Raw genomic sequence first — 23,939 nt, forward strand, 5'->3', positions numbered from 1 at the left:
GAGCCGCGCGCCCAGAGGCTTCGGAGAAGACGCTTCAGATCAGTATTTGCGGACCAGCGGGCCGGGGGGCGCCATCAGCATGGGCGCCGGCGCCATCAGCGCGTAGCGGAAGCCGAGGCGAATGTCGTGCGAGGCGAGCTGGAAGGTCTGGCGCTCGCCCGCGCAGCCGGCGGCGAGGCAGCCGATGACATTGGTCTGGAACTTGCCCATGTCGAGATAGCGATAGCCGAGCTCGACCTTGAAATTTGGCGTGATGTTATAGGCGAGGCCCGCCATCACGGCCCAGGCGAAATTCGTCTTGGTCGCGTCCTGGGCGATGCCGAAGCCGCCGGCCGGCTGCGCCGAGAGATCATAGAGATTGTTCAGCCAATTGACCGCGACGCCGACGCCGCCGCCGACGAAGGGCGTGATCCCGTACCAGGTGCCGAGATCGACATAGCCATTGGCCAGGAAGACGGCGGCGCTGTGCTGCGCGCTATAGATGTCGTAGCAGCGCGCGCCGCAGGCGAGGCCGAAGATGTTGGCGTAGCTCTGCGTGGCGCGATAATTGGCGGCAGTGCGATATTCGCCGGTCACGTCGACGCGGAACCAATTGTTGATCTGATAGCCGACGCCGCCGCCCGCGAAAGCGCTGTCGCCGATCGAATATTGATCGAACTGCGGGGCCGGCACCAGGACGGTGGGGCTGAAGGTCGAGCGAAGCTCGGAAATCTGGTTGACGCCGACGCCGACGTCGCCGCGCAAATACCAGCCGCCGTAGTCGGCGGGCGGCGGCGGCTCGAGCGGCGGAGGCGGCGGCAGCAACAAATCGGCGGCGAATGCGCCCGTGCTCATGGGGCCTGCGCTCATGGCGGAAGCGATCGCGGCCGCTATGAGGAGGGCTCTGGTCTTGCCCATAAATATCTTCCCTTCACGATAGAGGACCGCGGCGCGGACCCTTGGCTCTACGCCAATGTGAAGGAAGATTGAGCGAGAACGCTTAAAGTGGAGTTAACCTTACCGACGGAATACCTAGACCCTTCCGCAGACGATGTCGGTTTCGTTTCCAGCCGAAGTAGACACAGGTTCGGCGTTGGAAACGCGTCAAAACAAAAGATTTTAGGGGCCTGGAGTGTTTTCGAGCGAAGTGGGAACCGGTTCGCGTGAAGAAAACACGACCGAACAAGGAGATCTAGAGTCATTCCGGGTTCAATCTGAACCGGAATGACTCTGGGCGATATCCAATCCGAGCTCGGCGCGCTTCTTCCGCGAGAGCCCTCGCGAGACGATCGAATGCGACTCTCGGATGTAGTCGCGCAGCGCTCCATCCGAGAGGCCCGGCTCCGCGAAATGCTGGATCCATTTGAGACCGCGGGAGGCGAGATAGGGCGCGGGACGCAAGCCCGGCTGCTCCTTCAAAATCTCATAGGCGATGTCGCTCACCTTGAAGGTGAAGCGTGGCTCACCCTCGTCCCAGCCGCCAATCGCAAACACCTTCCCGCCGACCTTCCAGACGTGCGATCCGCCCCACTGGACGACATGGCTCGTCGCTGGCAGCGCGCCGCACATGGCGTTGTACTCGTCGTACGTCATGCTCGTCGCCTCCCAGCGAGCCGCCTCGAGCGGTGGCGGACGAGCGTATCAGGCCGCCTCGGCGCGCGTCAGCGCGTCGCAAATATCGTCGACGACGCTGCCGACGATCTCTGGATCGTCGCCTTCGCCCATCACGCGAATGACCGGTTCCGTGCCCGAGGGGCGGATGACGAGACGGCCCGAGCCCTCGAGGCGCCGTCGTCCCGCCTCGATCGCCGCGACGACGGGGGCCTGCTCCAGCGCCCGCGCGCCGCGCGCCCGCACATTTTTGAGCACTTGCGGCAGCGGCTCGAAGCAGCGGCACACCTCGCTCACATTGCGATTGAGCTTCTTCACCGCGGCGAGCGCCTGCATGGCGGTGACGAGGCCGTCGCCGGTGGTGCCGTAATCGGAGAGGATCACATGGCCGGACTGCTCGCCGCCGAGATTATATCCGAGCTCGCGCATGCGCTCGATGACATAGCGATCGCCGACGGCCGTGCGCTCGAGATTCAATCCGAGCCCCTGCAAATGGCGCTCGAAGCCGAGATTGGACATGATCGTCGCCACCACGCCGGGCTTGGCCAGCAGGCCCTCGTCGCGCCAGCTGCGCGCGACCACCGCCATCAGCTGATCACCGTCGATCACATGGCCGAGCTCATCCACCATGATGACGCGATCGGCGTCGCCGTCGAGCGCTATGCCGACATCGGCGCGCATCTCGCGCACTTTCTCGCGCAGCGCCTGCGGGGCGGTCGAGCCGACGTCGCGATTGATGTTGAAGCCGTCCGGCTTGTCGCCGATGGTGATGACCTCGGCGCCGAGCTCCCACAGCGCTTCCGGCGCCACCTTATAGGCGGCGCCATTGGCGCAATCGAGCACGATGCGCAGCCCCTCGAAGCTCATGTTCCGCGGCAGCGTGCGCTTGGCGTATTCGATATAGCGGGCGCGCACGTCCTCGACGCGCTTGGCGCGGCCGAGCTCGTGCGGCCCGGCGAGCCGGCTCGTCAGATCGCGGTCGATGAGCTTCTCGATCTCGGCCTCGGTGTCGTCGGAGAGCTTATAGGCGTCCGGGCCGAACAGCTTGATGCCATTGTCCTCGTAGAGATTGTGCGAGGCCGAGATCATCACGCCGAGATCGGCGCGCATGGAGCGCGTGAGCATGGCGACGGCCGGCGTCGGCATGGGGCCGAGCAGCAGCACCTCCATGCCGACGGAGGTGAAGCCGGCGACCAGCGCATATTCGATCATATAGCCGGAGAGGCGCGTGTCCTTGCCGATGACGACGCGATGGCGCCGCTCGCTGTCGCGATTGAACACGAGGCCGGCCGCCTGGCCGACCTTGAGCGCGAGCTCGGGCGTGATCTTCTGATTGGCGCGTCCGCGAATGCCGTCCGTGCCGAAATAGCTGCGCGTCATTGCTTGTCGTTCTCCGGGAAGGCGGGGGCGGCGCCGCCGGAAAGGCGCGAGAGCCGCCGCCGCGGCGCTAAGTCGACCTCGAGATTGTGGGCGTTTTCGGACGGCGCGCCGTCCCTTCGTGCATCATCGGAAAAGGATGTGAAGAAATATCGCCATTCATACTGGTCGCTTCCATCGCCTTTCGCGCCTTGTGGTTAACGCGTATGTCTCCCCCGAAAATCCTGCGCAGCGCGGCTTCGTCCGGCCGGCGGGGGGAGCTATGCTCTGCAATCGAACTTATCATGTTCCGGGGGGCTCGATGAAGGTCGTCATCTATCACAATCCCGCATGCGGCACGTCCCGCAAGGTGCTCGCGCGGCTGAAGGAGGCCGGGCTCGAGCCCGAGGTGGTGCAATATCTGAAGACGCCGCCCGATCGAAAGACGCTGAAAGCGCTGCTGAAGCAGATGGGCAAGGGCGTCCGCGACATTCTCCGCAAGCGCGGCACGCCCTATGAGGAGCTCGGCCTCGGCGACCCTTCCGTGAAGGAGGAGGCGATATTCGCCGCGATCGAGGCGCATCCGATCCTGATCGAGCGGCCGATCGTCGTCGTCGGCGACAAGGCGGCTCTGTGCCGGCCGCCAGAGGCGGTGGAGGCGTTGCTCGGGTGAGCGTTGCGGGGACTTTGGCAGTCTATTTGGGCGCCGCCTCGGCGGAGATCGCCGGTTGCTACGCCTTTTGGGCGTGGCTGCGACTCGGACTGTCGCCGCTCTGGGCGTTGCCCGGTCTGCTGTCGCTCGCCGTATTCGCATCTCTGCTCACCCGCGCCGAGGTCGACGCCGCAGGCCGGGCCTATGCCGCTTACGGCGGCGTCTATATAGCGGCGTCGCTCGCCTGGCTGTGGCTGGTCGAGGGGCGCGCGCCCGACCGCTGGGACATGGTTGGTGCGGCAATTTGTCTTATCGGCGCGGCGATCGTGCTTCTCGGCCCGCGTGGATGAGGTTTTGACGCTTCGTCGGCGCGGCGATCCGCATAATTGCGATGGTGAGTCTGTCGTTTCGAATCAGTAGACTATGTTTCAAATATCACGGTGGCGTTCAGTAGTGAGGATTTGGGTCATGGGTTTGCTCGACGCGACGATTTTCATCGTGCTCGGATTTTGTGTCGGCTACGGCATACGAGACAATATTTCGAGATCGCGCAGGATGCGCTGGAAGGCCGAGCGGCGGCTGGGGACGAGGGTCTATCCTGCCGCAACCGCCTGATCGGCTCGCGGGCCGAGGAGCCCACGGGCTCGCCATTGGAAGCATCGCCTGCAAACCGTGTCGCACATAATACATTCTGAAATCGGCGAGGCGTCGGCTTCCGATTCCGGTATGACAGACAGAAAAAAGCCCGGCTTTCGCCGGGCTTTTCATTTGTCGTTCTGCTCACACCGGATGCGGCTCGAGCCCGCCGGCGTCCGGCTCGGGCGAGGGCCGCGTGCGGCCGGTCGACGGCACGGGCGAGGGGCGCGCCGGCGGCGGCGGCGGAACGTCCTCGCGCACGGGCGTCTTGCCCTGCAGCAGGCCGATCAGCTCCTCGCCGGTCAGCGTCTCGAACTCCAGCAGCCCATTGGCCAGCAGGTCGAGATCGCCGCGCTTCTCGGTCAGAATGCGCTTGGCGTCGTCATAGCCTTCCTGCACCAGGCGCCGCACCTCCGAGTCGATCGTCTGCTGCGTCGCCTCGGAGAGCGTCTGCGTGCGGCCCATCGAATAGCCGAGGAACTGCTCCTGCTGCGGCTCGGCATAGGCCACTGTGCCGAGCTTGTCCGAGAAGCCGAGCTGCGTCACCATCGCCCGCGCGATGCGCGTGCATTGCTGAATGTCGCTCGCCGCGCCGGACGTCACCTTGTCGTGGCCGAACACCAGCTCCTCCGCGACGCGTCCGCCCATCGCCAGGGCCAGCATGGCTTTGAGCTGTTCATAGCTCTGCGAGATCTGATCGCGCTCCGGCAGGCCCTGCACCATGCCCAGCGCGCGGCCGCGCGGGATGATCGTCGCCTTGTGGATCGGGATCGCGCCCGGCATGTTGAGTTGCACCAGCGCATGGCCGCCCTCGTGGAAGGCGGTGAGGCGCTTCTCCTCCTCCGTCATCACCAGAGTGCGGCGCTCGGCGCCCATCATGATCTTGTCGCGCGAATCCTCGAACTCCTGCCGCGTGACGATGCGCTTGCTGCGACGCGCCGCGAGCAGCGCCGCCTCATTGACGAGGTTCATCAGATCGGCGCCCGAGAAGCCCGGCGTGCCGCGCGCGACGACCTTCAAATCCACATCCGGCGCCAGCGGCACCTTGCGGGCATGGACCTTGAGGATCTTCTCGCGGCCGATGAAGTCCGGGTTCGGCACATTGATCTGACGATCGAAGCGGCCGGGACGCATCAGCGCCGGATCGAGCACGTCGGGGCGGTTGGTCGCGGCGATGAGGATGATGCCCTCATTGGCCTCGAATCCGTCCATCTCGACGAGCAGCTGATTGAGCGTCTGCTCGCGCTCGTCATTGCCGCCGCCGAGGCCTGCGCCGCGGTGACGACCGACGGCGTCGATCTCGTCGACGAAGATGATGCAAGGCGCATTCTTCTTCGCCTGCTCGAACATGTCGCGCACGCGGCTGGCGCCGACGCCGACGAACATTTCGACGAAGTCGGAGCCAGAGATGGTGAAGAACGGCACATTCGCCTCGCCGGCGATGGCGCGGGCGAGCAGCGTCTTACCCGTGCCGGGCGGTCCGACGAGCAGCACGCCGCGCGGAATGCGGCCGCCGAGGCGCTGGAATTTCTGCGGATCGCGCAGGAATTCGACGATCTCCTGCAAATCCTCTTTCGCCTCGTCGACGCCCGCGACATCCTCGAAGGTCACGCGGCCCTGCGTCTCGGTCAGGAGCTTGGCCTTCGACTTGCCGAAGCCCATGGCGCGGCCGGCGCCGCCCTGCATCTGGCGCGACAGGAAGATCCACACGCCGAGAAAGGCGATGAGCGGCAGGCCGTTGATGAGCAGCGTCATCAGCCAGCTGTTGCCGTCGGCCGGCGGACGCGCGCTGATGGCCACATTCTTGGCGGTCAGGCGCTGCACCAGCGACGGATCATTGGGCGCATAGGTCGAGAACGGCCGATTGTCGGAGAAGTGCCCGGTGATCTCATTGCCCGCGATGGTCACGTCATGGACGCGGCCCTGATCGATCTGCGTGAGCAATTCGCTGAAGGAGATATCGCGGATCGGAGTCCGCTGACCCGGCTGCTGGAACAGCATGACGAGCGCCACGACGAGCAGCCCGATGATCGCCCAGAGAGCGATGTTCCTGAAGTTTGCGTTCATGTCGAACCTTGCGAATGACGATGCCGCCCGGACCATCCCGGAAAACAGAAGTCGTTTCGTGTAATCTAGGCGCGCCGGAAGCGATTGCCAAGAGATCGCCTCGCGCCGCGGTCTCGCCGTCTGTCGATGCGCGCATCGCGTGCATTTTGCGCGCAGGCCGAAGTTCTCACGCGCCGGCGAATGTCGTCTCAGCTGCAGGCGCATGTCGCCGAAAAGTCATACGATCGAAGCGGCGTGGCTTTTTTGCGGCCGTCAGGCGCCTTCGTTGCGCGCGCCGTCTCTGTGACGAGGCGGCTCGGGCGAGATGGCGACGGCGCCGCCCTCGAAAAGCACAGTAGCGCCACCCAGCGTTGTTTTGAAGCGTGTTTCTCTCGCGAGCGCATCGGCGAGCCGCTCGCCGGCGCGCTCCAGACGCTCGAGCCTCGGCGCGCCGCCGCCGATGCGGACGATCTCCGCCGCGAGCAGGCGCAGCAGCATCTCGCGCGGCAGTGTGCGCAGCGCCTCGGCCTCGATGCGGAACCGCCCTTCGCCGCGCTCGGCCGGCAACTCCGACGCGGCGCGCGCGGCGCTCCAGGCGAGCGCCTCCTCGGCGCGTGCGGCGCGGGCGCGAAGGCGCAGCAGAGCCGCGGCATCGAGACCTTCCGCCGCGAGCGTGACGGCGAGCCGGCGCAGCCGCACACGGGCATAGGCCGGATTCTCATTGGAGGGATCGCGAAAAAAGGGGTGGTCGGCCTCGGCGCAGAGACGCTCGAGCTCGGCCTTGCGAAAGCCGAGCAGCGGCCGCAGCAGCGCGAGCCCGTCGATGCGCGACTCCCCGGCCATGGCCGCGAGGCCGGCGATTCCGCTGCCGCGCGTCAGCCGGAACAGGACCGTCTCAGCCTGATCGTCGGCGTGATGGGCGGTGACGATCCCCGTCGCGCCGATCTCTCGCGCGCGCTCACAGAGCAGACGGTAGCGCGCCTCCCGCGCCCGCTCCTGAATGCGGGTCGAGGGTTTTTCGCCCTCCCATCGCAGAATATGATGCGCAAATCCCAAGCCGCGCGCCCATTCGCCGACCTGCGCGGCCTCCTGCGCGGCTTCGGCGCGAAGTCCGTGGTCGACAGTGGCGATTTCGATGCGCTTTTGCGTTCGAAGCGGCCAGCGCGCCGCGAGCAGAGCCAGAGCAATCGAATCCGGCCCGCCCGAGACGGCGAGCAGCAGCGCGTCATGGGCGGCGAGCGGCGCGAGCGCGCGGTCGGGATCGGGCGGGGGCGGCTCAGCGGGCATGAGCCCCCGTCAGCATCGGACCTTCTTGCTCTCTTGCTGGGCGATCTCTTTCACCCTGGCCGGCGCGCCCGGATATTTCACGGCGATCTCGCCGAAGGAGGCGCAGGCCTGCTCATTCGCGCCGATCTCGTGCAGCGACTGGCCGAGCCTCAGCATGGCCTCCGGCCCTTGCGGCGCGCTCGGATGCTTCGCCGTGATCTCGAGATATTTCTCCGCCGCCTCGCGGTAGCGCTTCCGCAGGAAGAAGCTCTCACCCAGGTTGAAGACGGCCTGCGGCGCGAGCCGGCTCTTCGGGTTCCGCGTGAGGAAGCCGGCGAAACCTATTTCGGCGGCTTCATATTCGCCTTGACGCAGTTTCGAGACCGCGAGGTCGAATTCGTCCTTCGGCGTCTGCGGCGCGGTCGCTATGGGCGAGAGCGCGGCCGAGGGGCCGGGCGCGGGCGCGGCTTCGGCCGGCGGCGGCGTTTCGCCGAGGCGCCCATGGGTCAGGTCGAGCGGGGCGCCGGGCGAGCGCAGATCGGCGGCCGGAGCGCCTGTCGCCGTGCCGACCGGAAGCGGCGCGCTCGGCGGCGTCGCGCCGATGGGGCGCGGCGCGCCGGGGGCGCTCGGATTGAGATTGGGATCGAAGGCGTCGCCGCGCCGCGGCCCGACCGGGGAAATCGCCACCGGTCCGGGCAGGGGCGGCTCGGGCGTCGCCGCCGCGCGCGGCGGCTGCGGCGATGCGGCGGAAGGCGGCAGGCCGGCGGCGCTCTCCTGCGAGCGGCGCAGCTGATCCTCGAGGCGCCGCATGCTGTGCTGCAGCTCCTCGACGAGCCCGTTGAGCGCGCGAATCTGATTCTCGAGTCGGTCGATGCGAACGCTCGCCGCGCTCGCCTCGCGTCCTCCGGCGTCCTCCTCGGGGTCGCGATGGCCGAAAAGCTGCGTCACATCGAGGCGGCGGCCGATATTCTGGCCGATGTTCCGAATGCCTTGGCCGATCCCGTCGAGGCGCGGTCCATTGTCGGATTCGGCGGCGAAGGCCGCGCCGGCGGCCATGACGACGCCGAGGACGGCGCCGACGAAAATGGGGCGTGACGAAAGGATCATGGCGGAATCGTTTGCGAGAGCGCTACGGGACGAGGCGTAGCATAAGCCGGCTTTCGGCCAAAATTTGACGAAGCCGCGGCGAATGTCGCTCAGATGTGGCGAAGAGACCTTCTCCCGGCTAGTCTTTCGCCGTTGTTCGGCTGGTCTCCTCCATCATTCGCGCTCATGACGAAGCTTCGTTTCGCCGCTGTTTCTTTCGCGCTGCTCGCAGGCGCCGCTTCCGCGCTTCGGATCGCGACGGCGCAGGAGGCGACGGGCGTCTGCGCGCTCGACGCCGCTGCGCCGATCGAGATCGCAGCCGTCGACGACGATCTCGAACTCGCGAGCATGGACGGCCGCCGACTCGCGCTCGCGGGCGTCGAATTCCCTTCCGGCGCGGCGGCGCGCGAGACGGCGCGCCGTTTTCTCGCCGAGCGTGTGGGCGCGGGTCGGCTCGTCTTTCTCGCTGCGACCTCGACGGCGCCGGATCGCTGGGGAGGCGTTCCCGCGGGCGTCTTCGTGGAAGGCGAGGGGAACGCGGCGCCGCTCGTCTCTCTCGCGGAGGAGCTCATCGGCGCCGGGCTCGCGCGCTTTCGCCCCGATCCGGCCGCATTCGCCTGCCGCAATGGGCTGCTCGCGACGGAGGCGCAGGCGCGTCGACGAAAGCTTGGACTTTGGGCGTCGGGCGAGTATCACATCGTCGACGCCGGTCGGCCCGAAACGCTCTCCGGACAGAAGGGCATGGTTCTGGTGGAGGGCGTCGTCGGCACGATCGGCGAGGCTGGAGGCTCTCTCTATCTGAATTTCGGGCCGCGCCGCGGAGATTTCGCTGTCGTGATCTGGAAACGCAATCTCGAGACATTCGCGCGGGCCGGAACGTCGCCCAGAATGCTCACGGGGCGGCGAGTGCGCGTGCGAGGATTGATTGACACAGCTTTTGGACCGCGCATGGAACTCGTCTCTCCGGCGCAGATCGAGCTCCTCGGCGACGAATTCCTCGACGGCGCCCGCCGGCCGTGACGCGCGGCCGAGCGGCGCGCGTCTGGTCGCGCTCGCGGTGCTCGTCGCTTTCGGTCTTTGCGGCTGCGCCCAGCTCGAGCGCCAGGGCGAGATGCTCAATGGCGGCGCTGCGCCGCAAGGGCGGCTGCCGCCCGCGGTTCCGCGCACGCTCGGCGGCGAGCAGCCGTCCACCGCCGAGCACAAGGAGCTCGCCGCGCAATTCGGCGGCGAATATCGTTTTCCCTCGGCGGAGCGCTACATCGACGATATTCTCGTCAAGCTCGCGCAGGCGAGCGACACGCCGGGGCAGGCCGCCTATAAGGTGACGATCCTCAACACGCCGGTCGTCAACGCCTTCGCTCTGCCGAACGGCAATCTCTATGTCACGCGCGGCCTTCTCGCGCTCGCCGGCGACGCCTCGGAGGCGGCCGCGGTGATGGCGCATGAGATCGCCCATGTGAGCGCGCGCCACAGCGCTTTGCGCGCCGAGCGCGAGCGTGAGGCGGAGGTCATCAGCCAGGCCGCAGCCGTCATTCAGAGCAAGCAGAAGGGCGACGACGTGCGCGCTTCGCAGCGCCTCTCCTTCGCCGGCTTCTCGCGCCTTCAGGAGCTGGAGGCGGACGCCATCGGCGTGCGCGTGGTGGCGCGCGCGGGCTATGATCCGTACGGAGCGTCGCGCTTCCTCGCGGCGCTCGGCAAGTCGGCCGAGCTGCGCGCCGTTCTCTATGGCAAGAAGAAAACGCCCGACCTCGACATATTGGCGACGCATCCTTCGACGCCCGATCGCATCGCCAAGGCCGTGTCGGCGGCGCGGCAGATCAGCGCGCCGGGCGCCGGGGCGCGTGATCGCGAGGGCTATCTCGCCGCGATCAACGGCCTCGCTTATGGCGACGATCCCAATGACGGTTTCGTGCGCGGCCGCAAATTCGCGCATCCGCGGCTGCGCTTCGCCTTCGTCGCGCCGGAGGGTTTCCTGCTCGAGAATTCGAGCGAGGCCGTCTTCGGCGTGAAGGAAGGCGACGACGAAGCGCTGCGGCTCGACCGCGTGCGCGCGCCGGTCGGCAAGACGCTCGAAGCCTATGTCGAGTCGGGCTGGGTCGACGGCTTGCTGCGCTCCTCGATGAAGCGCATCGACGTGAATGGATTGCCGGCCGTCGTCGCCAGCGCGCGTGCCGGCGAATGGAATTTCAAGCTCGCGGTCATACAGATCGACGACGAGCTCTATCGTCTCATTTTCGCCGTGCGCGCGCTCGACGACGCGGCCGAGCGACGCTTTGCCGCCTCCGTCGCGACATTCCGCCGCTCGAGCTGGGAAGAGTCGATCGACGTGCGTCCGCTTCACCTCTTCATCGTGAGCGCGGGCGCGGACGATACTGCGGAATCGATGGCGCAGCGCATGGTCGTCCCCAATCGTCCGCTCGAATATTTTCAATTGCTGAACGGCCTCGAGCATGGAGGCCGTCTCACGCCGGGCGAGAGATACAAGCTCGTCGTCGAGTGAGAAACGCTCGCGGCGATGGAACTGTCGCGCTCCGAGAATGTTGTAAGCCTTAGAATTCCCGGGGGGGCGGACAGACAGGCGTCGGTTACGCCGAAGCCGGGGATTCTCGTCAATCGAGGCATCGTCGCAGCGCTTTTCGTCGATCGATCCTTTTCGATCGAAGCCTTTCGCGCGCGACAGCCACCCCGGAGAGCGAGAATGGCTTATCTGCCCGGAGTCGGACGCGAACTCGTGAAAGCGGCGATGGATGCGCCCTTTCTCGAACGCGAAGAAGAAAAACGTCTTGCGATCGCTTGGAAGGACAATAAGGACACAGACGCTCTCGACAAGCTCGCCTCCGCTCATATGCGGCTGGTGATCGCGCTCGCGGTGCGCTTTCGCCATTACGGTCTCCCGGTGGCCGATCTGGTGCAAGAGGGGCATGTCGGGCTGCTGGAGGCGGCGGCGCGCTTCGCGCCGGAGCGCGACGTGCGCTTCTCGACTTACGCGACATGGTGGATACGCGCTTCGATCCAGGATTACGTCCTGCGCAATTGGTCGATCGTGCGCGGCGGCACCAGTTCGTCTCAAAAAGCTCTTTTCTTCAATTTGCGTCGGCTTCGCGCCAAGCTCGCGCATGCGCCGCAGTCGGAGTCGGGCGACGCCTTCCAGGCGATCGCCGGCGCCATCGGCGTCTCGCGCGCCGATGTCGAGCTGATGAACTCGCGTCTCGCCGGCTCCGACGTCTCGCTCAATAGCCAATTGGTCGAGGATGATTCCTCGACCTCCGCCGAGCGCATGGATTTCCTCGTCGACGATCGGCCATTGCCCGACGAGATCGTCGAGGACCGCGTCGATTCCGGACGTCGCACGCGCTGGCTCGCCGATGCGCTGAAGCTTTTGTCGGAGCGCGAGCTGCGCATCGTGCAGGAGCGGCGTCTCAGCGAAAGTCTCGTGACGCTCGAATCGCTCGGCGATCGTCTCGGCATTTCGAAAGAGCGCGTGCGACAGATCGAAAATCGCGCGCTGTGCAAGCTGCGCAAGGCGCTGACCAAAGCGCAGGAGACGCCGAGTCTCGCCGAGTGAGCGGGACATGAGCGAGCCTTCGGGCTCGCCATGGAGACTGATGCGGGAGACCGATGCGATAGAAATAAAAAACGCGGCCCCGTCGGGACCGCGTTTTTTCTTGGTAAGCGCTTTTCTTCGGTAACCGTTCGATCAGGCGGCGCGTTCTTCGACGTCGTCCTCTTCGCCTTCCTCGCTTGCATCCTCGCCGGCGTCCGTATCGGAGTCGCCTTTGGGACCACGGCGCGGACCTTTCTGCAGGAAGGACTCGATCAGCTTGAGCGATTCCGAATCGAGGAGCTTGCGCACCGCGGCGACCTCGCGCGCCATTCGATCGAGCGCCGCCTCATAGAGCTGGCGCTCCGAATAGGACTGCTCCGGCTGCGTGTCGGATCGATAGAGATCGCGCACGACCTCGGCGATGGTGACGAGATCGCCCGAATTGATCTTGGCCTCATATTCCTGCGCCCGCCGCGACCACATGGTGCGCTTGACGCGCGCGCGGCCTGTCAGCGTGGAGAGCGCCTTGTCGACGACCTCGGTCTCGGCGAGCTTGCGCATGCCGACGGTGGCGACCTTGCTGGTCGGCACCTTCAGCGTCATCTTGTCCTTGATGAAGCTGACGACGAACAGCTCCAGGCTGAAGCCGGCCACTTCCTGCGTCTCGATCGCGATGATCTGTCCGACGCCATGCGCCGGATAGACGACGAATTCGTTGGTCTTGAACCCGAGCTTCTGCGCCGATGTCTTCGCCTTTACGGCGGCGGGGATCGGCTGCTTGATGGGGGCCGCGGCCGCGGTGCGCGCGGCGACGATGGCCTTGGGCGAAAGGGCCGAGCTCGCCGCAGCGCTCACGGGAGCAGCGGGGGCGGGGGCTCTGGGCGCCGGCGAAGATTTGGCGTTGATCGCCTTTCCTTGTGTCTGTTTTGGCACTGGAATGGTTTCGCTCGAAGCTGGAGGTGAAACGGACGCCGTCGCGTTCGGCTCGCTCGCGCCCGTCGGGGCGACGCTCGGAGCCGAGGTGACGTCGGAGTGCTCGATATCGGTATTGGTCGCGCTCTGGCGCAAGGGCGTGGTGATTCTCGTATCTCCGGTTACGCCGGCCGCAACGGCGGTTGAAGTCTCATGTGAAAGCTGATGCGAGCTCTCCGGGCGGGTGGCCTCGACCCGCGCCGTTTCGACGGCGCTCGTCGGCTCGGAGGTCTTTTCAGAGCCGTTCGCGACCGGCTCGATCGCGGTCTCGACGCGGCGCTCGGTCGCGCTGCGCTTGGCGTCGCTGGTGTGCGCGGCGCTGGCGCGGGCCCTGGCCGGCGTCTTGCCCGCAGTCGTCTTGCCGTTCGCAGCCGGCTTGGCGGTGGCGGCTTTCGCCGCGACGGTCTTGGCGGCCGAAGACTTTGCGGCAACCGCAGACTTGGCGACCGCAGACTCGGCAACTGTAGACTTCGCGGTCTTGGCGTCGGTCGCGCCGCTTCGCGCCGCAGCGGATTTCGATGCGCCCGAACGGGCTGCGCTGGCCTTGGCCGCCGTCTTGGCGGCGGCGCGCGTCCGCGCTGCTGCCGTCTTCGTCTTCGTCTCCGCCTTGCTTCCAGTCGTTCTGGAGGCGCTCGTCTTGGAAAGGCTCGTCTTGGAGACGCTCGCCCTGGCGGCCGACTTCCCGGCGGCGGCGGCGCGCGCTTTTCCCGATTTCGCGGCCTTGGTCGTCGCGGCGGAGGCCTTGGAGGCCGCCTTACCGGCGGCGTTCGCGCTCGCGGTCTTCCTTGTCCGCGCCTCGGCGGAAGCGCCGGTCGCGCGCGTCGTCTTGCCCTCCACGCCGCGTCGCGCTCCGGCGACGGACGCCTTGCGGTTCTTTGCGGTCTTCTTGCTGGACGAGGGCATACGCGGATACTCCTTTTATTGCCCCGCTGTGGAGACGGGACGGGAAGCCTCGTGACCGAATGGGCTCGTCGCGCCCCGGCCAGGATAGCGCCAATGACCGCGCATAGTTTGGCTGGCGAAACTCCGACGCTTCACAATATAGAGCCGACGCTAGCGGACGATCAGCCGCCATCTTCGCCTATTCTCGACGTCGGCGGCTGGGCCGCTATCTCCTGTCTGGAAATCGCGACGCTTGCGCCCCTCGCGCCCGAAAGCTAATTCTTAATGTTCCGTATATCATGTGGTACGGGAAAAATCAAAGGAAAGGCGCCGGCGCCTTTCCGCATGGTTACGAGCGGCCGCGTAACAGCCTTTGAATCTATTAACGATTTCCGTGGCGCGGCCGTTGTGGACGGCGAGGCGTCAGTCGCCCTGTCCCGGCTCGGCCGAGAAATGCGCCTCGAGCTTGCCGGGCTTGCCGTCCCATTCCTTGGCGTCGGCGGGCGGATCCCGCTTGATCGTGACATTGGGCCAAGTCTGTGCGTATTCGGCGTTCAGCGCCATCCACTTCTCGAGGTCCGGCTCGGTGTCGGGCTTGATCGCCTCGGCCGGACATTCCGGCTCGCATACGCCGCAATCTATGCATTCGTCCGGATGGATCACCAGCATATTTGCGCCCTCGTAGAAGCAATCCACGGGACAGACTTCGACGCAATCCATATATTTGCACTTGATACAGTTTTCCGTGACGACGTAAGGCATGGGGCGTCCTCGATCCGCGGGCTTGCTAGCGTTTTTGATACTCGGGTGCAAGCGGCCTCCCGGCCCGCGCGGCGCGCATGATATCCTGCGAGGCGTTGGAAGGGAATCAGTCTATGGCGGAAATCGAATCGGCCTCCGAGGGCGTCGCTGTCCTGCCGGCGGTGCGCTGCGTGACGGCGCGGGCTTTGCTGCTGGGTGAGCGAATCGACACTGGCGGCCTCGAGCGCGCCGATCTCGTCTCGACCTCGCCGCTCGCCTTTCCGGCGGGGCAGGCGGGTTTCGTCGTCCTCTACCGATTCGGCGTCGCCGTGCTGTTCGGCCTGTCGCCGCTCGAGGAGGACGAGATCCTCGCCAAGGTCGGCGCCCGCGTCGCCGGCGCCGCCACGCGGCGCGACGACGAGACGCTGGTGCTGGAGATCACGCCCGACAGCGACGACAAGACGATCGCCAATGGCCGCCTGGCGATCAAGGACGCCTCGGGCGAGCGGCTGCTGGTGGTCGCCGACGCTCTGGCCAAGAGCGTGGCGCTCGCCCGCGACGAGCGGCGCGTCAATGCGGTTTTCGACACGATCGAGCCTTTCGCCGCCGAGCTCGCCAGCAAGGGCCGCCCGCCTTTCCGCCGCCGCGCCATGCTGGAGCTCATCGGCCAGACGCTGCTCGTGCAGCATCGCGTCTCCGGCCGCGTCGCCGTCGAGGACAAGCCGGATGTGCTCTGGGACCGGCCGGATTTGGAGCGCCTCTATTCGAGGCTCGAGGACGAATATGAGCTCGAGGCGCGCGGCCAGACCTTGAAGGCCAAGGTCGACGTCATCGGCGAGACCGCGCGGGCGCTGACAGAGATCATCGACGTCGATCGCTCCGTGCGGCTCGAGGCGACCGTCGTCGTGCTGATCCTCGCGGAAATTCTGCTGACGCTGTTCCAGATCTTCGTTCAGCGGGCGCATTGAGACCGTTGATGTCGAAAGCGCGCGCGTGACCCTCGGTCAGCTCTCGATCCTGGCCGCGGCGCTCTTTCTCGTCGGCTCGGCGGAGGTCGTCGCCGGGCCGTTGATGACCGCCATGGCCCCGGATTTCGGCGTGCCGCCGGCGGCGATCGCCTATCTGCCGGCCGCCTACGGCCTCGCCTATGCCGGTTTCGCCATAATCGCCGGCCCCTTGTCCGATCGCTTCGGACGCAAGCGCCCGCTTCAGGCGGGGCTGCTCGGCTTCGCTGCGCTCAGCACCGCGCTCGCCCATTCGACGAATCTCTCCGTGGCGATCGCGCTCAGCGCCCTGGCGGGGCTCTGCGGGGCCTTCGTCCAGCCCAATTCGCTGTCCTTCGTCGCCGATTCCTCTTCGCCCGAGGATGTCGACATTCGCACCGCTCGCGTCTTCGTCGGTCTGATGTCGGCTTTCGTGATCACGCCGTCCATCGCGGGATGGATCGCCGATCGGTTCGGCTGGCGCTACGCCTATTATCTTCTGGCGCTGCTCGCGGCGCTCGCCTTTCTGGCGGTCTCGGCGGCGTTTCGACCCGGTCGCTCGCATGGCGGCGTCGTCGTCTCCTTCGTCGCGACCCATAAAGGCGCGCTGGCGACCCGAGGCGTCGTGCGGCGGCTGGCGGCGAGCTATTTCTGGCTCGGCTCGGTCGCCGGCTTCGGGGTGGTCGTCGCCGATGTCGCGGCCCGCAAGCTCTCGCTCTCGCCGACCGACGCCGGACTATTGGCCGGCTTCTTCGGCCTCGTCACCATCGCCGGCAATCTGGCGGGGCCGATGGTGCGCGCCCTTCTCTCCCATAGAGCCTTGCCGATCGCCTGCTTCGCCGCCTCTGCCGGGGTTTTCGCTTTCGCCATTCCGGCCACTTCGGTCTCGCAGCTCGCGCTCGTCGGATTGCCCTGGGCCTTCGGCTACGGCTGCGGCGGCCCGCTCCATCACGCGCGGCTGAGCGGAATGTCCGCGCAATTTCGCGGCACGATCAATTCCTATCACGCGAGCCTGCTCAATCTCGGCATTTTCTCGACCTCCTTCCTGTTCGGCGCGCTCGCGCCGACCGCGATCGACCTCTTCTATGCGCTCGTCGGCGGGATCTCCCTCATCGGCGCGTCGCTGCTCGCCATCGCCAATTTCGCCGAGCGGCGCGTCGCGACGAAAGGGCAGGGCGCCTGACGCCCTCTCGCCGGCCTATTCGCAAACGAAGCGCGCCGCCTCTTCGACGACCGCCTCCGTCTCCCCGGGCGCGATCCAGCGAAACGACGGCAGCTGGTGGCGCGCGAAGGTGAATTGTCGTTTCGAATAATGTCGCGTGTCGAGCTTTCCCCGCGCGGCCGCCTCCTTGAGCGACAGCTCGCCGCGCAAAAAGCGCAGCAGATGCGGAGCGCCATGCGCGCGCATGGCCGGCAGAGCAGGGTCGAGCCCGCGCGCCCCCATCGCCTCCACCTCGTCGAGCGCGCCTTTGCGGAGCATATCGTCGAAGCGCGCGTCTATGCGCGCATAAAGGTCTTCGCGCGGCGGGGCGAGGAAGAAGGCGCGGCATTCGGATTGGTCGAGCAGCGACGCCATGCGCGCGCCCTGGAAGGAGGCGAGAGGCTTTCCCGTCGCGTCGAAGACTTCCAGCGCGCGCAGGATTCGCTGCGGGTCGGTGGGCCTCAGCCTCGCGGCCGTCTCCGGGTCGCGCTCGGCGAGACGCGCGTGCAGATATTCCGGCGCCCGCCCCTCCGCTTCGGCGCGGATTTTCTCGCGCACCGCGGCAGGGACTTGCGGAATGTCGGAGAGGCCGTAGAGCGCGGCCTTGTAATACATGCCCGTGCCGCCGGCGACGACCGGCGTCAGGCCCTCCCGCGCGAGCTTGTCGAGCAGGAGGCGAAAATCCTCGAGCCAGCGACCGACGGAATAATTCACGGAAGCGTCGACATGGCCGAACAGCTCGTGGCGCAGGCTCCGCTCCTCATCGGCCGTGGGGCGGGCGGTGAGAATGCGCAGGTCGCGATAGACCTGCATCGAATCGGCGTTGACGACGGCGCCGCCGATGCGCCCGGCTATGGCCAGCGCGAGAGCGGACTTGCCGCTCGCCGTCGGTCCTGCGATGAGAATGGCGCGTCTCGTCATCGGCCTTCGCAACGACAAAACGAGGGAAATGTCAAAAGCGCCTGTCGAACATGTCGCGACTTTCGTCGCCGGCGCGGGTGGCCTGCCGCTGACGGCCGAGGCCGTCAGCGCGTGGAGCGCGCCCGTCGACTCGACCGACTGGCTGGAGCCGGGCGTCGCAGCCGATATTTTTTTCCGAATTGCGCCCGAGAGCTTGCCGGATATGCGTCTCGCATTGCGGGCCGCGGCCAGCGAAGCCGGGGCCGATGTGATCGTTCAGCCGAAGGCTGAGCGGCGAAAGCGTCTCCTCGTCGCCGATATGGATTCGACGATGATCGGCCAGGAATGCGTCGACGAGCTCGCCGAATTCGCCGGCATTCGCGAGCGAATCGCCGAGATCACCGAAAGGGCGATGCGCGGCGAGCTCGATTTCGAGCCGGCGCTGCGCGAGCGCGTCGCTCTGCTCGCCGATTTGCCCGTCGCGATCATCGAAACGATATTGACCGAGCGCCTGACCTTCACGCCCGGCGCGCGGACTCTGGTCGCGACCATGCGCGTCAATGGCGCCTATGCGGCGCTCGTCTCCGGCGGCTTCACCCTCTTCGCCGAGAAGATCGCGGCCGGCCTCGGCTTCGACGAGGCGCGCGCCAATCGGCTGGAGACGCGCGATGGGCGGCTCACCGGCGTCGTGCTGCCGCCGATCGCCGGCGCGGCGGCCAAGCGCGAGGCGCTCGAGGAGCTGCGCGCGAGATTGGGGCTGCCGGTCGAGGCGACGCTCGCGGTCGGCGATGGCGCCAATGATCTCGACATGCTCGCCGCGGCCGGGCTCGGCGTCGCCTATCACGCCAAGCCGAAGGTGGCCGCTGCGGCGGCCGCGCGCGTCGATCACGGTGATCTTACGGCTCTGTTGTTCGCGCAGGGCTATCGCCGCGCGGATTTCGTCGAGGCGTAATTCAGGCGCGGCTCTCCTGCGGCGGCGTCGCGACCGCGAAGCGATAGCGCGTGCGGGTGGCCTCGGAAGTGAGCCAGGCGGCGATCGCGACGCCGATGAAATGGCCGAGAAGCAGCGCGAAATTCACCAGCAGGATGAAGACGTCCAGCGCACGGATGATCTTATTGGGGTCGGTGATGGCGATGCCGGGCGGCTGCGACACCGTCTTGGCGACGAGCAGCGAGACGCTGAGCGACAGGCCGACAAAGGATAGGACCACGCCGGCGAGGCCGATGAGCAGGCCGAGCGAGAGAAACCAGAAGGCCGTGACCTTGCGGACGCCGAGATAATCGGGCCGCGCCACTGAGCGCGCCGCGCGCGTATAGAAAAAAGCGAGCGCCGTTGCCGCGCAGAGCAGCAGAAAGGCGCAGAAGCTCCAATAGATCGCGTCGCCATAGCCCGATTGGCTCGGGCTGAAGGCGCGTCCCGAGGTCGAGAATTGCAGCAGCACGCCGCTCGCGAGCGCGATGGCGAGCTGCGGCCAGAATTGCAGCCAGCCGAACAGGCGTAGCCGCGAGGACAGGCCTTGCGTCGGCGAGGGCTCGATCAGAGCCGGCGCGAGCCGCGGGGCCTCGGGCGGGGGAGCCTCCTGCCGGAAGCGGGTGAAGCCGCCGAGCGCGAGATAGAGCGCGACAGAAACGGCGAAGATCACGGCGAGCAGACGATGCACCATGAGCAGCGCCTCGGAGGCCGTAACGCCGGCGAGGCCGAGCGCCTGAGCCGCGGCCGGACCCGATAGGTCGGCGAGCCGCGGGTCTGCCGCGGTCGAAACGGGCAGAGGAAAGCCGAAGACTTGGAGCGGCGCGCCGCCGAAATAGCCCCAGAGCGCGCCGGTCGCGACCAGCAGGACGAGCGAGAGATAGATCGCGAATTCGCAGAAGGCGGCGCAGCATCGCCGCCCCTTCGACCAGCGCGCCGGCAGGGCCGGCGGCGGAACGGCGAGCCGCAGCACGATTTGCGCGAGCAGCAAGGCGCCGGCGAGGACGCCGAGCGAGACATGCAGCGCGAAAGGGAGGCTCGAGAGCGGCCGCTCGGCGAAAGCGGCGAGCCATCCGAGCGCCAGGATCAGGACGCCGAGGACGAGAAGCGAGACGAAATTGGCGCGGGCGATAGTCGAGCGCATGGGAATCGCTATCCGGCAAACGAAAACGCCCGCGTCGATCGGCGACGCAGGCGATCTTTTTCGCCAGATAGGGCGCTCTCGCCGAGGCGAAAGCCTAGGGCTGACCCGGCGCCGCGAGAGACGCCGGGCGGCGGCCCGTCAGTCGAGGGTCAAAGCGACGAAATGCGTGTCGCCCTGGGCGTTGGCGACGATCAGCAGCGCCGATTTCTTGCCGCCGTCCTTCAGCGCCTTCACCTTCTTCACCGCATCGGAGGGGTCGGCGACCGGCTCCTGATTGATCTCGAGCAGAATCTCGCCCGGCTGCAGGCGCTTGTCCGCCGCGTCGGAGCGCGGATCGACGCCGGTGATGATGACGCCGTTCTTCACATTCTCTTTGATCTGGAAGCGGTTGCGCAGCTCGTCCGAAATCGAGGAGAGCTCGAGGCCGAGCGCCTTCTGCGCGGCGGTCTTCTCGATATTCTCGCTCTTGGGCGTCTCTGTCGAGGCGAGCTTCTCGCCATCCTCGAGGCGGCCGAGCTTGATCGTTTTCGTCTGCTCCTTGCCATTGCGGACGATGAGGACTTCGACATCCTTGCCCACCGGCGTCGCGGCGACGAGCTTGGGCAGATCGCGCGATTCCTTGATGGCCTTGCCGTCGAATTTGACGATGACGTCGCCGGCCTTCAGACCCGCTGTCTTGGAGGGGCCCTTGTCGTCCACGCCGGCGACCAGGGCGCCGCGCGTCTGGCCGAGGCCGAGATTCTCGGCGATGCCGTCATCGACATTCTGAATCCGCACGCCGAGCCAGCCGCGCCGCGTCTCGCCGAACTTCTGCAGCTGCTCGATGACCGGCTGCACGGTATTGGCCGGCGTCGCGAAGCCGATTCCGACCGAGCCGCCCGAGGGAGACAGGATCGCCGTGTTGATGCCGATCACCTCGCCGTCGAGATTGAACAGCGGGCCGCCGGAATTGCCCTTGTTTATCGAGGCGTCGGTCTGGATGTAATTATCATAGGGACCGCTGTCGATATTGCGGTTGCGGGCCGAGACGATGCCGGCCGTCACCGAGCCGCCGAGGCCGAAGGGATTGCCGACCGCGAGCACCCAATCGCCGACGCGAGCCTTGTCGCTGTCGGCGAATTTCACCGCTTTCAGCGGCTTCTCGGGCTTCACCTTCAGCACCGCCACATCGACCTTCTGGTCCTTGCCGATCACCTCGGCCTTGAGCTTCTGGCCATCGGTGAAGATGACCGTCACCTCATTGGCGTCGGCGATGACGTGGTTGTTGGTGATGACGATGCCGGAGGCGTCGATGACGAAGCCGGAGCCGAGCGACGCCGATTTGCGCTGGCGCGGCAGCTCCGGAGCGCCCTGGCCCTGCTGCTGGCGGCGCTTGAGGAACTCCTCGAACAATTCGTCGAAGGGCGTCGAGGGCTGGCCGTTCGGGGTCGCCTCCTTGCCGCGCTTCTGCTCGACGGTCTGCGTCGCGGAGATGTTGACGACCGCGTCCTGCACCGTCGCGGCGAGGTCGGCGAGCGAATCGGGCCCTTTGGCGCGCGCCGGCGTCACCGCCAACGGACCCACGACGAGCGCGCCGACGAGCCCTGCGGCGAGGGCGCGCCTCAGCGCCGTGAAAAGCGAAACGGACGCGGCAGATGTCATACTATTGCTCTCCTGAGACCGGGCGGCGCCTCGAGCCGCGGCGAAAGCGCGAATTGCGTTCCGGGCGATCGACGATGCTGCGAAGACTGTCGGACGACTCCGCTCGCACTCTGCCAGCAAAGCGGCGAGAGTTGGGCGTTCGCTTAAATCCTACCTTCTGTACCTTATTTTGATGGCGATCGCGACTCTATTTCTTTTGCGGCGCCTGCTCCTCGGCGGGTTTGCCGGTCGAGGGCGTCCCGAAAAACTTGAAGAAATCCGACCGCGGGCTAACCAGGAAGCGGGTGTCGCCCGGTTTGAAGGCCGCCTCATAGGCCTGCATCGAGCGATAAAAGGCGAAGAAATCCGGATCTCTGCCGAAGGCTTCGGCGAAAATGCGGTTGCGCTCGGCGTCGCCTTCGCCCTTGAGCTGATCGGCCCGGCGTTGCGCTTCGGCTTTCAGCACGATCACATCGCGATCCGCCTTGGCGGTGATCTTCTGCGCCTGCTCGGAGCCCTGCGCGCGATATTCGGCCGCCTCTCGGGCGCGCTCGGTCTGCATGCGGCCGTAGACTTTCTCCGAAATCTGCTGCGGGAGATCGACCCGGCGAATGCGCGCGTCGACGACGTCGACGCCGAATTTGCGCGCTTCGAGATTGGCCTGCTGACGGATTTTCACCATGAGCGCGGCGCGCTCGTCGCGCACGATCTGCTGCTGATTGGCCTCGCTCAGCACGCGCCGCACAGCCGAGTTCAGCACGGAGGCGAGCTGATTATTGGCCCCCGCTATGCCGCCGACCGATTGGTAGAAGCGCAGCGGATCGACGATGCGGTAGCGGATGAAGCTGTCGACCTCGAGCCGCTGATTGTCGGAGGCGAGCACTTCCAGATTGGGGCTCTCGACGTCGAGAATGCGATTGTCGAGGAAGATCACATTCTCGATGAAGGGAAATTTGTAATGCAGGCCGGGCTCTGTGATGAGCCCGCGGCCGGCGACCGGCTCGCCGAATCGCAGCACCAGCGCCTGCTCGGTCTGGGTGACGGTGAACAATGCGCCGCCGGCCGCGACCAGCGCCAAAATGGCGATGAGAACGCCGGATAGAGCCAGAGAACTCCTCACTTGCGGCCTCCTTGCGTGGAGGAAAAGCCGGGCAGGGGGAGATAGGGAACGACAGAGCCGCCTCCCGGCGCCTCGTCGACGATGACCTTCTCCGCGCCGCCGAGCACGCGCTCCATCGTCTCGAGATAGAGGCGCTGGCGGGTGACCGACGGCGCCTTTTTGTATTGATCGTAGATCTGGTCGAAGCGGGACGCCTGTCCTTGCGCCTCGGCGACGATCTGCTCGCGATAGGCCTCGGCCTCCTGCAGGATGCGCGCGGAGGCGCCGCGCGCCTCCGGCACGACTCGATTCGCATAGGCTTCCGCCTCATTGCCGAGCCTCTGCAGATCCTGCTGCGCGGAGGTCACGTCGCGGAAGGCGGCGATGACCGAGGCGGGCGGATCGACCGAAAGCAGCAGCACCTGCAGCACCAGCACGCCGCTGTGATAGTCGTCCAGCACCTTCTGCATCAGCTGCTGGCTCGCCGGCTCGATGAGCTTGCGGTCGGCGGTGAGAATCTTCTGGATCTGCGACTGGCCGACGATCTCGCGCATGGCGCTTTCGGCGATCGCCTTCACCGTGGACGCCGGATTGGCGACGTTGAAGGCGTAATCCTCCGGATGGGCGGGGTCGATCTGCCAGAAGACGCGGAATTTGACGTCGGCGATGTTCTCGTCGCCGGTGAGCATGAGGCTTTCTTCCGGCGCCTCGGGCGTCAGCGGGCCGCGGCGCGTGGCCGGCTGCTCGCGAAAGCCGATGTCGACGGCGTTGCGGTCGGTGACCGCGAGCTTGACCACCGTCCCGATCGGCGACGGAAGATTGTAATTGAGGCCGGCCTGGGTCTTGCCGCGATATTTGCCGAAGATCAGATTGAGCCCGACCTCATTGGGCCCGACCGTGTAGAAGCCGCTGGCGAGCCAGGCGAGCAGCGTCAGCAGCGCGAGAATGGCGACGCCGCGCCCGCCGAGGCCCGACGGCAGGAGCTGGCGCAGCCCATCCTGGCCGCGGCGCAACAGCTCTTCGAGATCGGGCGGGGCGCCGCCGCCGGGCGAACCGCCGCCGCCCCAGGGCCCTTGGCCCCAAGGGCCGTTGTCGTTCGGCTTGCGCGGGCCGCCGCCTTGACTGCTCCAGGGCATATCATCTCTTTTTGAAAAGGATCGCGCGCCGAAGAGCGGAACGCTGCTATTTTATAGGCTTTGCCGGGCGCGTCGGCAATGAGCGGCCGAGGCCGCCTCCACGAAAAAACGCCGC

22 protein-coding genes are annotated in these 23,939 nt (G+C 66.6%); 9 read left to right on the top strand and 13 right to left on the bottom strand.

What is annotated here, in order from left to right:
* Positions 1-39 precede the first annotated feature (39 nt).
* The 3 genes from IY145_RS18065 to glmM all read right to left on the bottom strand — a co-directional run bounded on the left by IY145_RS18065 (position 40) and on the right by glmM (position 2,970).
* Positions 40-897, bottom strand: coding sequence for an outer membrane protein (locus IY145_RS18065; RefSeq protein WP_196409474.1), 858 nt, complete (start codon positions 895-897; stop codon positions 40-42).
* A gap of 291 nt (positions 898-1,188) precedes the next feature.
* Positions 1,189-1,572 carry an MmcQ/YjbR family DNA-binding protein gene (locus IY145_RS18070; RefSeq protein ID WP_196409475.1) on the bottom strand — a complete coding sequence of 128 codons (384 nt, stop codon included), beginning with the start codon at positions 1,570-1,572 and terminating at the stop codon, positions 1,189-1,191.
* Between the two features lie 48 nt (positions 1,573-1,620).
* On the bottom strand, positions 1,621-2,970 hold the full coding sequence (glmM, locus tag IY145_RS18075; RefSeq protein WP_196409476.1) for a phosphoglucosamine mutase: 1,350 nt from the start codon (positions 2,968-2,970) through the stop codon (positions 1,621-1,623).
* Between the two features lie 298 nt (positions 2,971-3,268).
* Here glmM and arsC point away from each other — a divergent pair, with 298 nt between their 5' ends.
* The 3 genes from arsC to IY145_RS18090 all read left to right on the top strand — a co-directional run bounded on the left by arsC (position 3,269) and on the right by IY145_RS18090 (position 4,213).
* Complete coding sequence (gene arsC / locus IY145_RS18080) at positions 3,269-3,619, top strand: arsenate reductase (glutaredoxin) (RefSeq protein WP_196409477.1); 351 nt, start codon at positions 3,269-3,271, stop codon at positions 3,617-3,619.
* Positions 3,616-3,948, top strand: coding sequence for a YnfA family protein (locus tag IY145_RS18085; RefSeq protein WP_196409478.1), 333 nt, complete (start codon positions 3,616-3,618; stop codon positions 3,946-3,948). Before arsC ends, IY145_RS18085 begins: the two co-directional genes overlap by 4 nt.
* Before the next feature lie 118 nt (positions 3,949-4,066).
* Positions 4,067-4,213: a hypothetical protein gene (locus IY145_RS18090; RefSeq protein WP_196409479.1), complete on the top strand. Its 147-nt coding sequence runs from the start codon at positions 4,067-4,069 to the stop codon at positions 4,211-4,213.
* A gap of 165 nt (positions 4,214-4,378) precedes the next feature.
* On the opposite strand, the gene ftsH is transcribed toward IY145_RS18090, so the two are convergent.
* The 3 genes from ftsH to ybgF all read right to left on the bottom strand — a co-directional run bounded on the left by ftsH (position 4,379) and on the right by ybgF (position 8,653).
* Positions 4,379-6,301, bottom strand: a complete 1,923-nt coding sequence (gene ftsH / locus IY145_RS18095; RefSeq protein WP_196409480.1) for an ATP-dependent zinc metalloprotease FtsH — start codon at positions 6,299-6,301, stop codon at positions 4,379-4,381.
* Positions 6,302-6,553: 252 nt separating this feature from the next.
* Positions 6,554-7,567, bottom strand: a complete 1,014-nt coding sequence (tilS, locus tag IY145_RS18100) for a tRNA lysidine(34) synthetase TilS (RefSeq protein ID WP_196409481.1) — start codon at positions 7,565-7,567, stop codon at positions 6,554-6,556.
* Positions 7,568-7,576: 9 nt separating this feature from the next.
* Positions 7,577-8,653, bottom strand: a complete 1,077-nt coding sequence (gene ybgF, locus IY145_RS18105; protein WP_196409482.1) for a tol-pal system protein YbgF — start codon at positions 8,651-8,653, stop codon at positions 7,577-7,579.
* A 165-nt stretch (positions 8,654-8,818) separates the two neighbouring features.
* Here ybgF and IY145_RS18110 point away from each other — a divergent pair, with 165 nt between their 5' ends.
* The 3 genes from IY145_RS18110 to IY145_RS18120 all read left to right on the top strand — a co-directional run bounded on the left by IY145_RS18110 (position 8,819) and on the right by IY145_RS18120 (position 12,197).
* On the top strand, positions 8,819-9,652 hold the full coding sequence (locus tag IY145_RS18110; RefSeq protein ID WP_196409483.1) for a thermonuclease family protein: 834 nt from the start codon (positions 8,819-8,821) through the stop codon (positions 9,650-9,652).
* A complete protein-coding gene (locus IY145_RS18115) occupies positions 9,558-11,132 on the top strand; it encodes a M48 family metalloprotease (protein WP_246722092.1) in 1,575 nt (524 codons plus the stop codon). The genes IY145_RS18110 and IY145_RS18115 overlap by 95 nt, the downstream gene beginning before the upstream one ends.
* 198 nt (positions 11,133-11,330) lie before the next feature.
* A complete protein-coding gene (locus IY145_RS18120; RefSeq protein WP_196409484.1) occupies positions 11,331-12,197 on the top strand; it encodes an RNA polymerase factor sigma-32 in 867 nt (288 codons plus the stop codon).
* A 132-nt stretch (positions 12,198-12,329) separates the two neighbouring features.
* Here IY145_RS18120 and IY145_RS26615 read toward each other — a convergent pair whose 3' ends face one another.
* Positions 12,330-14,051 carry a CarD family transcriptional regulator gene (locus IY145_RS26615; RefSeq protein ID WP_409455313.1) on the bottom strand — a complete coding sequence of 574 codons (1,722 nt, stop codon included), beginning with the start codon at positions 14,049-14,051 and terminating at the stop codon, positions 12,330-12,332.
* 402 nt (positions 14,052-14,453) lie between these two features.
* On the bottom strand, positions 14,454-14,792 hold the full coding sequence (gene fdxA / locus IY145_RS18130; protein ID WP_196409485.1) for a ferredoxin FdxA: 339 nt from the start codon (positions 14,790-14,792) through the stop codon (positions 14,454-14,456).
* A 113-nt stretch (positions 14,793-14,905) separates the two neighbouring features.
* Between fdxA and IY145_RS18135 the strand changes: the two genes are divergently transcribed.
* Together IY145_RS18135 and IY145_RS18140 are read left to right on the top strand one after the other, a co-directional pair.
* Entirely contained in the window at positions 14,906-15,739 is an 834-nt protein-coding gene (locus tag IY145_RS18135) for an RMD1 family protein (RefSeq protein ID WP_196409486.1), read from the top strand.
* Positions 15,740-15,764: 25 nt separating this feature from the next.
* Positions 15,765-16,937, top strand: coding sequence for an MFS transporter (locus IY145_RS18140; RefSeq protein ID WP_196409487.1), 1,173 nt, complete (start codon positions 15,765-15,767; stop codon positions 16,935-16,937).
* Between the two features lie 15 nt (positions 16,938-16,952).
* Here the strand turns inward: IY145_RS18140 and miaA are convergent, their stop codons facing one another.
* Positions 16,953-17,876, bottom strand: coding sequence for a tRNA (adenosine(37)-N6)-dimethylallyltransferase MiaA (gene miaA / locus IY145_RS18145; RefSeq protein ID WP_196409488.1), 924 nt, complete (start codon positions 17,874-17,876; stop codon positions 16,953-16,955).
* Between the two features lie 28 nt (positions 17,877-17,904).
* Here miaA and serB point away from each other — a divergent pair, with 28 nt between their 5' ends.
* Positions 17,905-18,807 carry a phosphoserine phosphatase SerB gene (serB, locus tag IY145_RS18150; protein ID WP_196409489.1) on the top strand — a complete coding sequence of 301 codons (903 nt, stop codon included), beginning with the start codon at positions 17,905-17,907 and terminating at the stop codon, positions 18,805-18,807.
* Position 18,808: 1 nt separating this feature from the next.
* Here serB and IY145_RS18155 read toward each other — a convergent pair whose 3' ends face one another.
* The 4 genes from IY145_RS18155 to hflK form a co-directional block, all read right to left on the bottom strand.
* Positions 18,809-19,969 carry a DUF3611 family protein gene (locus IY145_RS18155; RefSeq protein WP_196409490.1) on the bottom strand — a complete coding sequence of 387 codons (1,161 nt, stop codon included), beginning with the start codon at positions 19,967-19,969 and terminating at the stop codon, positions 18,809-18,811.
* Positions 19,970-20,107: 138 nt separating this feature from the next.
* Entirely contained in the window at positions 20,108-21,610 is a 1,503-nt protein-coding gene (locus IY145_RS18160; protein WP_196409491.1) for a Do family serine endopeptidase, read from the bottom strand.
* A gap of 187 nt (positions 21,611-21,797) precedes the next feature.
* Positions 21,798-22,709, bottom strand: coding sequence for a protease modulator HflC (gene hflC / locus IY145_RS18165; RefSeq protein WP_196409492.1), 912 nt, complete (start codon positions 22,707-22,709; stop codon positions 21,798-21,800).
* Positions 22,706-23,824, bottom strand: a complete 1,119-nt coding sequence (hflK, locus tag IY145_RS18170; protein WP_196409493.1) for an FtsH protease activity modulator HflK — start codon at positions 23,822-23,824, stop codon at positions 22,706-22,708. The genes hflC and hflK overlap by 4 nt, the downstream gene beginning before the upstream one ends.
* Between the last annotated feature and the right edge of the window lie 115 nt (positions 23,825-23,939).

Origin of the sequence: Methylosinus sp. H3A, from assembly GCF_015709455.1 — a bacterium.
Lineage (GTDB): Bacteria > Pseudomonadota > Alphaproteobacteria > Rhizobiales > Beijerinckiaceae > Methylosinus.

Excerpts from the sequence above, each read along its gene's own strand:
- IY145_RS18110 (WP_196409483.1), top strand. The coding sequence starts at position 8,819 with ATGACGAAGCTTCGTTTCGCCGCTGTTTCTTTCGCGCTGCTCGCAGGC.
- tilS (WP_196409481.1), bottom strand. The coding sequence starts at position 7,567 with ATGCCCGCTGAGCCGCCCCCGCCCGATCCCGACCGCGCGCTCGCGCCG.
- arsC (WP_196409477.1), top strand. The coding sequence starts at position 3,269 with ATGAAGGTCGTCATCTATCACAATCCCGCATGCGGCACGTCCCGCAAG.
- IY145_RS18135 (WP_196409486.1), top strand. The coding sequence starts at position 14,906 with ATGGCGGAAATCGAATCGGCCTCCGAGGGCGTCGCTGTCCTGCCGGCG.
- IY145_RS26615 (WP_409455313.1), bottom strand. The coding sequence starts at position 14,051 with ATGCCCTCGTCCAGCAAGAAGACCGCAAAGAACCGCAAGGCGTCCGTC.
- hflK (WP_196409493.1), bottom strand. The coding sequence starts at position 23,824 with ATGCCCTGGAGCAGTCAAGGCGGCGGCCCGCGCAAGCCGAACGACAAC.
- IY145_RS18090 (WP_196409479.1), top strand. The coding sequence starts at position 4,067 with ATGGGTTTGCTCGACGCGACGATTTTCATCGTGCTCGGATTTTGTGTC.
- miaA (WP_196409488.1), bottom strand. The coding sequence starts at position 17,876 with ATGACGAGACGCGCCATTCTCATCGCAGGACCGACGGCGAGCGGCAAG.
- IY145_RS18160 (WP_196409491.1), bottom strand. The coding sequence starts at position 21,610 with ATGACATCTGCCGCGTCCGTTTCGCTTTTCACGGCGCTGAGGCGCGCC.
- ybgF (WP_196409482.1), bottom strand. The coding sequence starts at position 8,653 with ATGATCCTTTCGTCACGCCCCATTTTCGTCGGCGCCGTCCTCGGCGTC.
- fdxA (WP_196409485.1), bottom strand. The coding sequence starts at position 14,792 with ATGCCTTACGTCGTCACGGAAAACTGTATCAAGTGCAAATATATGGAT.
- IY145_RS18120 (WP_196409484.1), top strand. The coding sequence starts at position 11,331 with ATGGCTTATCTGCCCGGAGTCGGACGCGAACTCGTGAAAGCGGCGATG.
- IY145_RS18070 (WP_196409475.1), bottom strand. The coding sequence starts at position 1,572 with ATGACGTACGACGAGTACAACGCCATGTGCGGCGCGCTGCCAGCGACG.
- glmM (WP_196409476.1), bottom strand. The coding sequence starts at position 2,970 with ATGACGCGCAGCTATTTCGGCACGGACGGCATTCGCGGACGCGCCAAT.
- IY145_RS18155 (WP_196409490.1), bottom strand. The coding sequence starts at position 19,969 with ATGCGCTCGACTATCGCCCGCGCCAATTTCGTCTCGCTTCTCGTCCTC.
- IY145_RS18065 (WP_196409474.1), bottom strand. The coding sequence starts at position 897 with ATGGGCAAGACCAGAGCCCTCCTCATAGCGGCCGCGATCGCTTCCGCC.
- ftsH (WP_196409480.1), bottom strand. The coding sequence starts at position 6,301 with ATGAACGCAAACTTCAGGAACATCGCTCTCTGGGCGATCATCGGGCTG.
- serB (WP_196409489.1), top strand. The coding sequence starts at position 17,905 with ATGTCAAAAGCGCCTGTCGAACATGTCGCGACTTTCGTCGCCGGCGCG.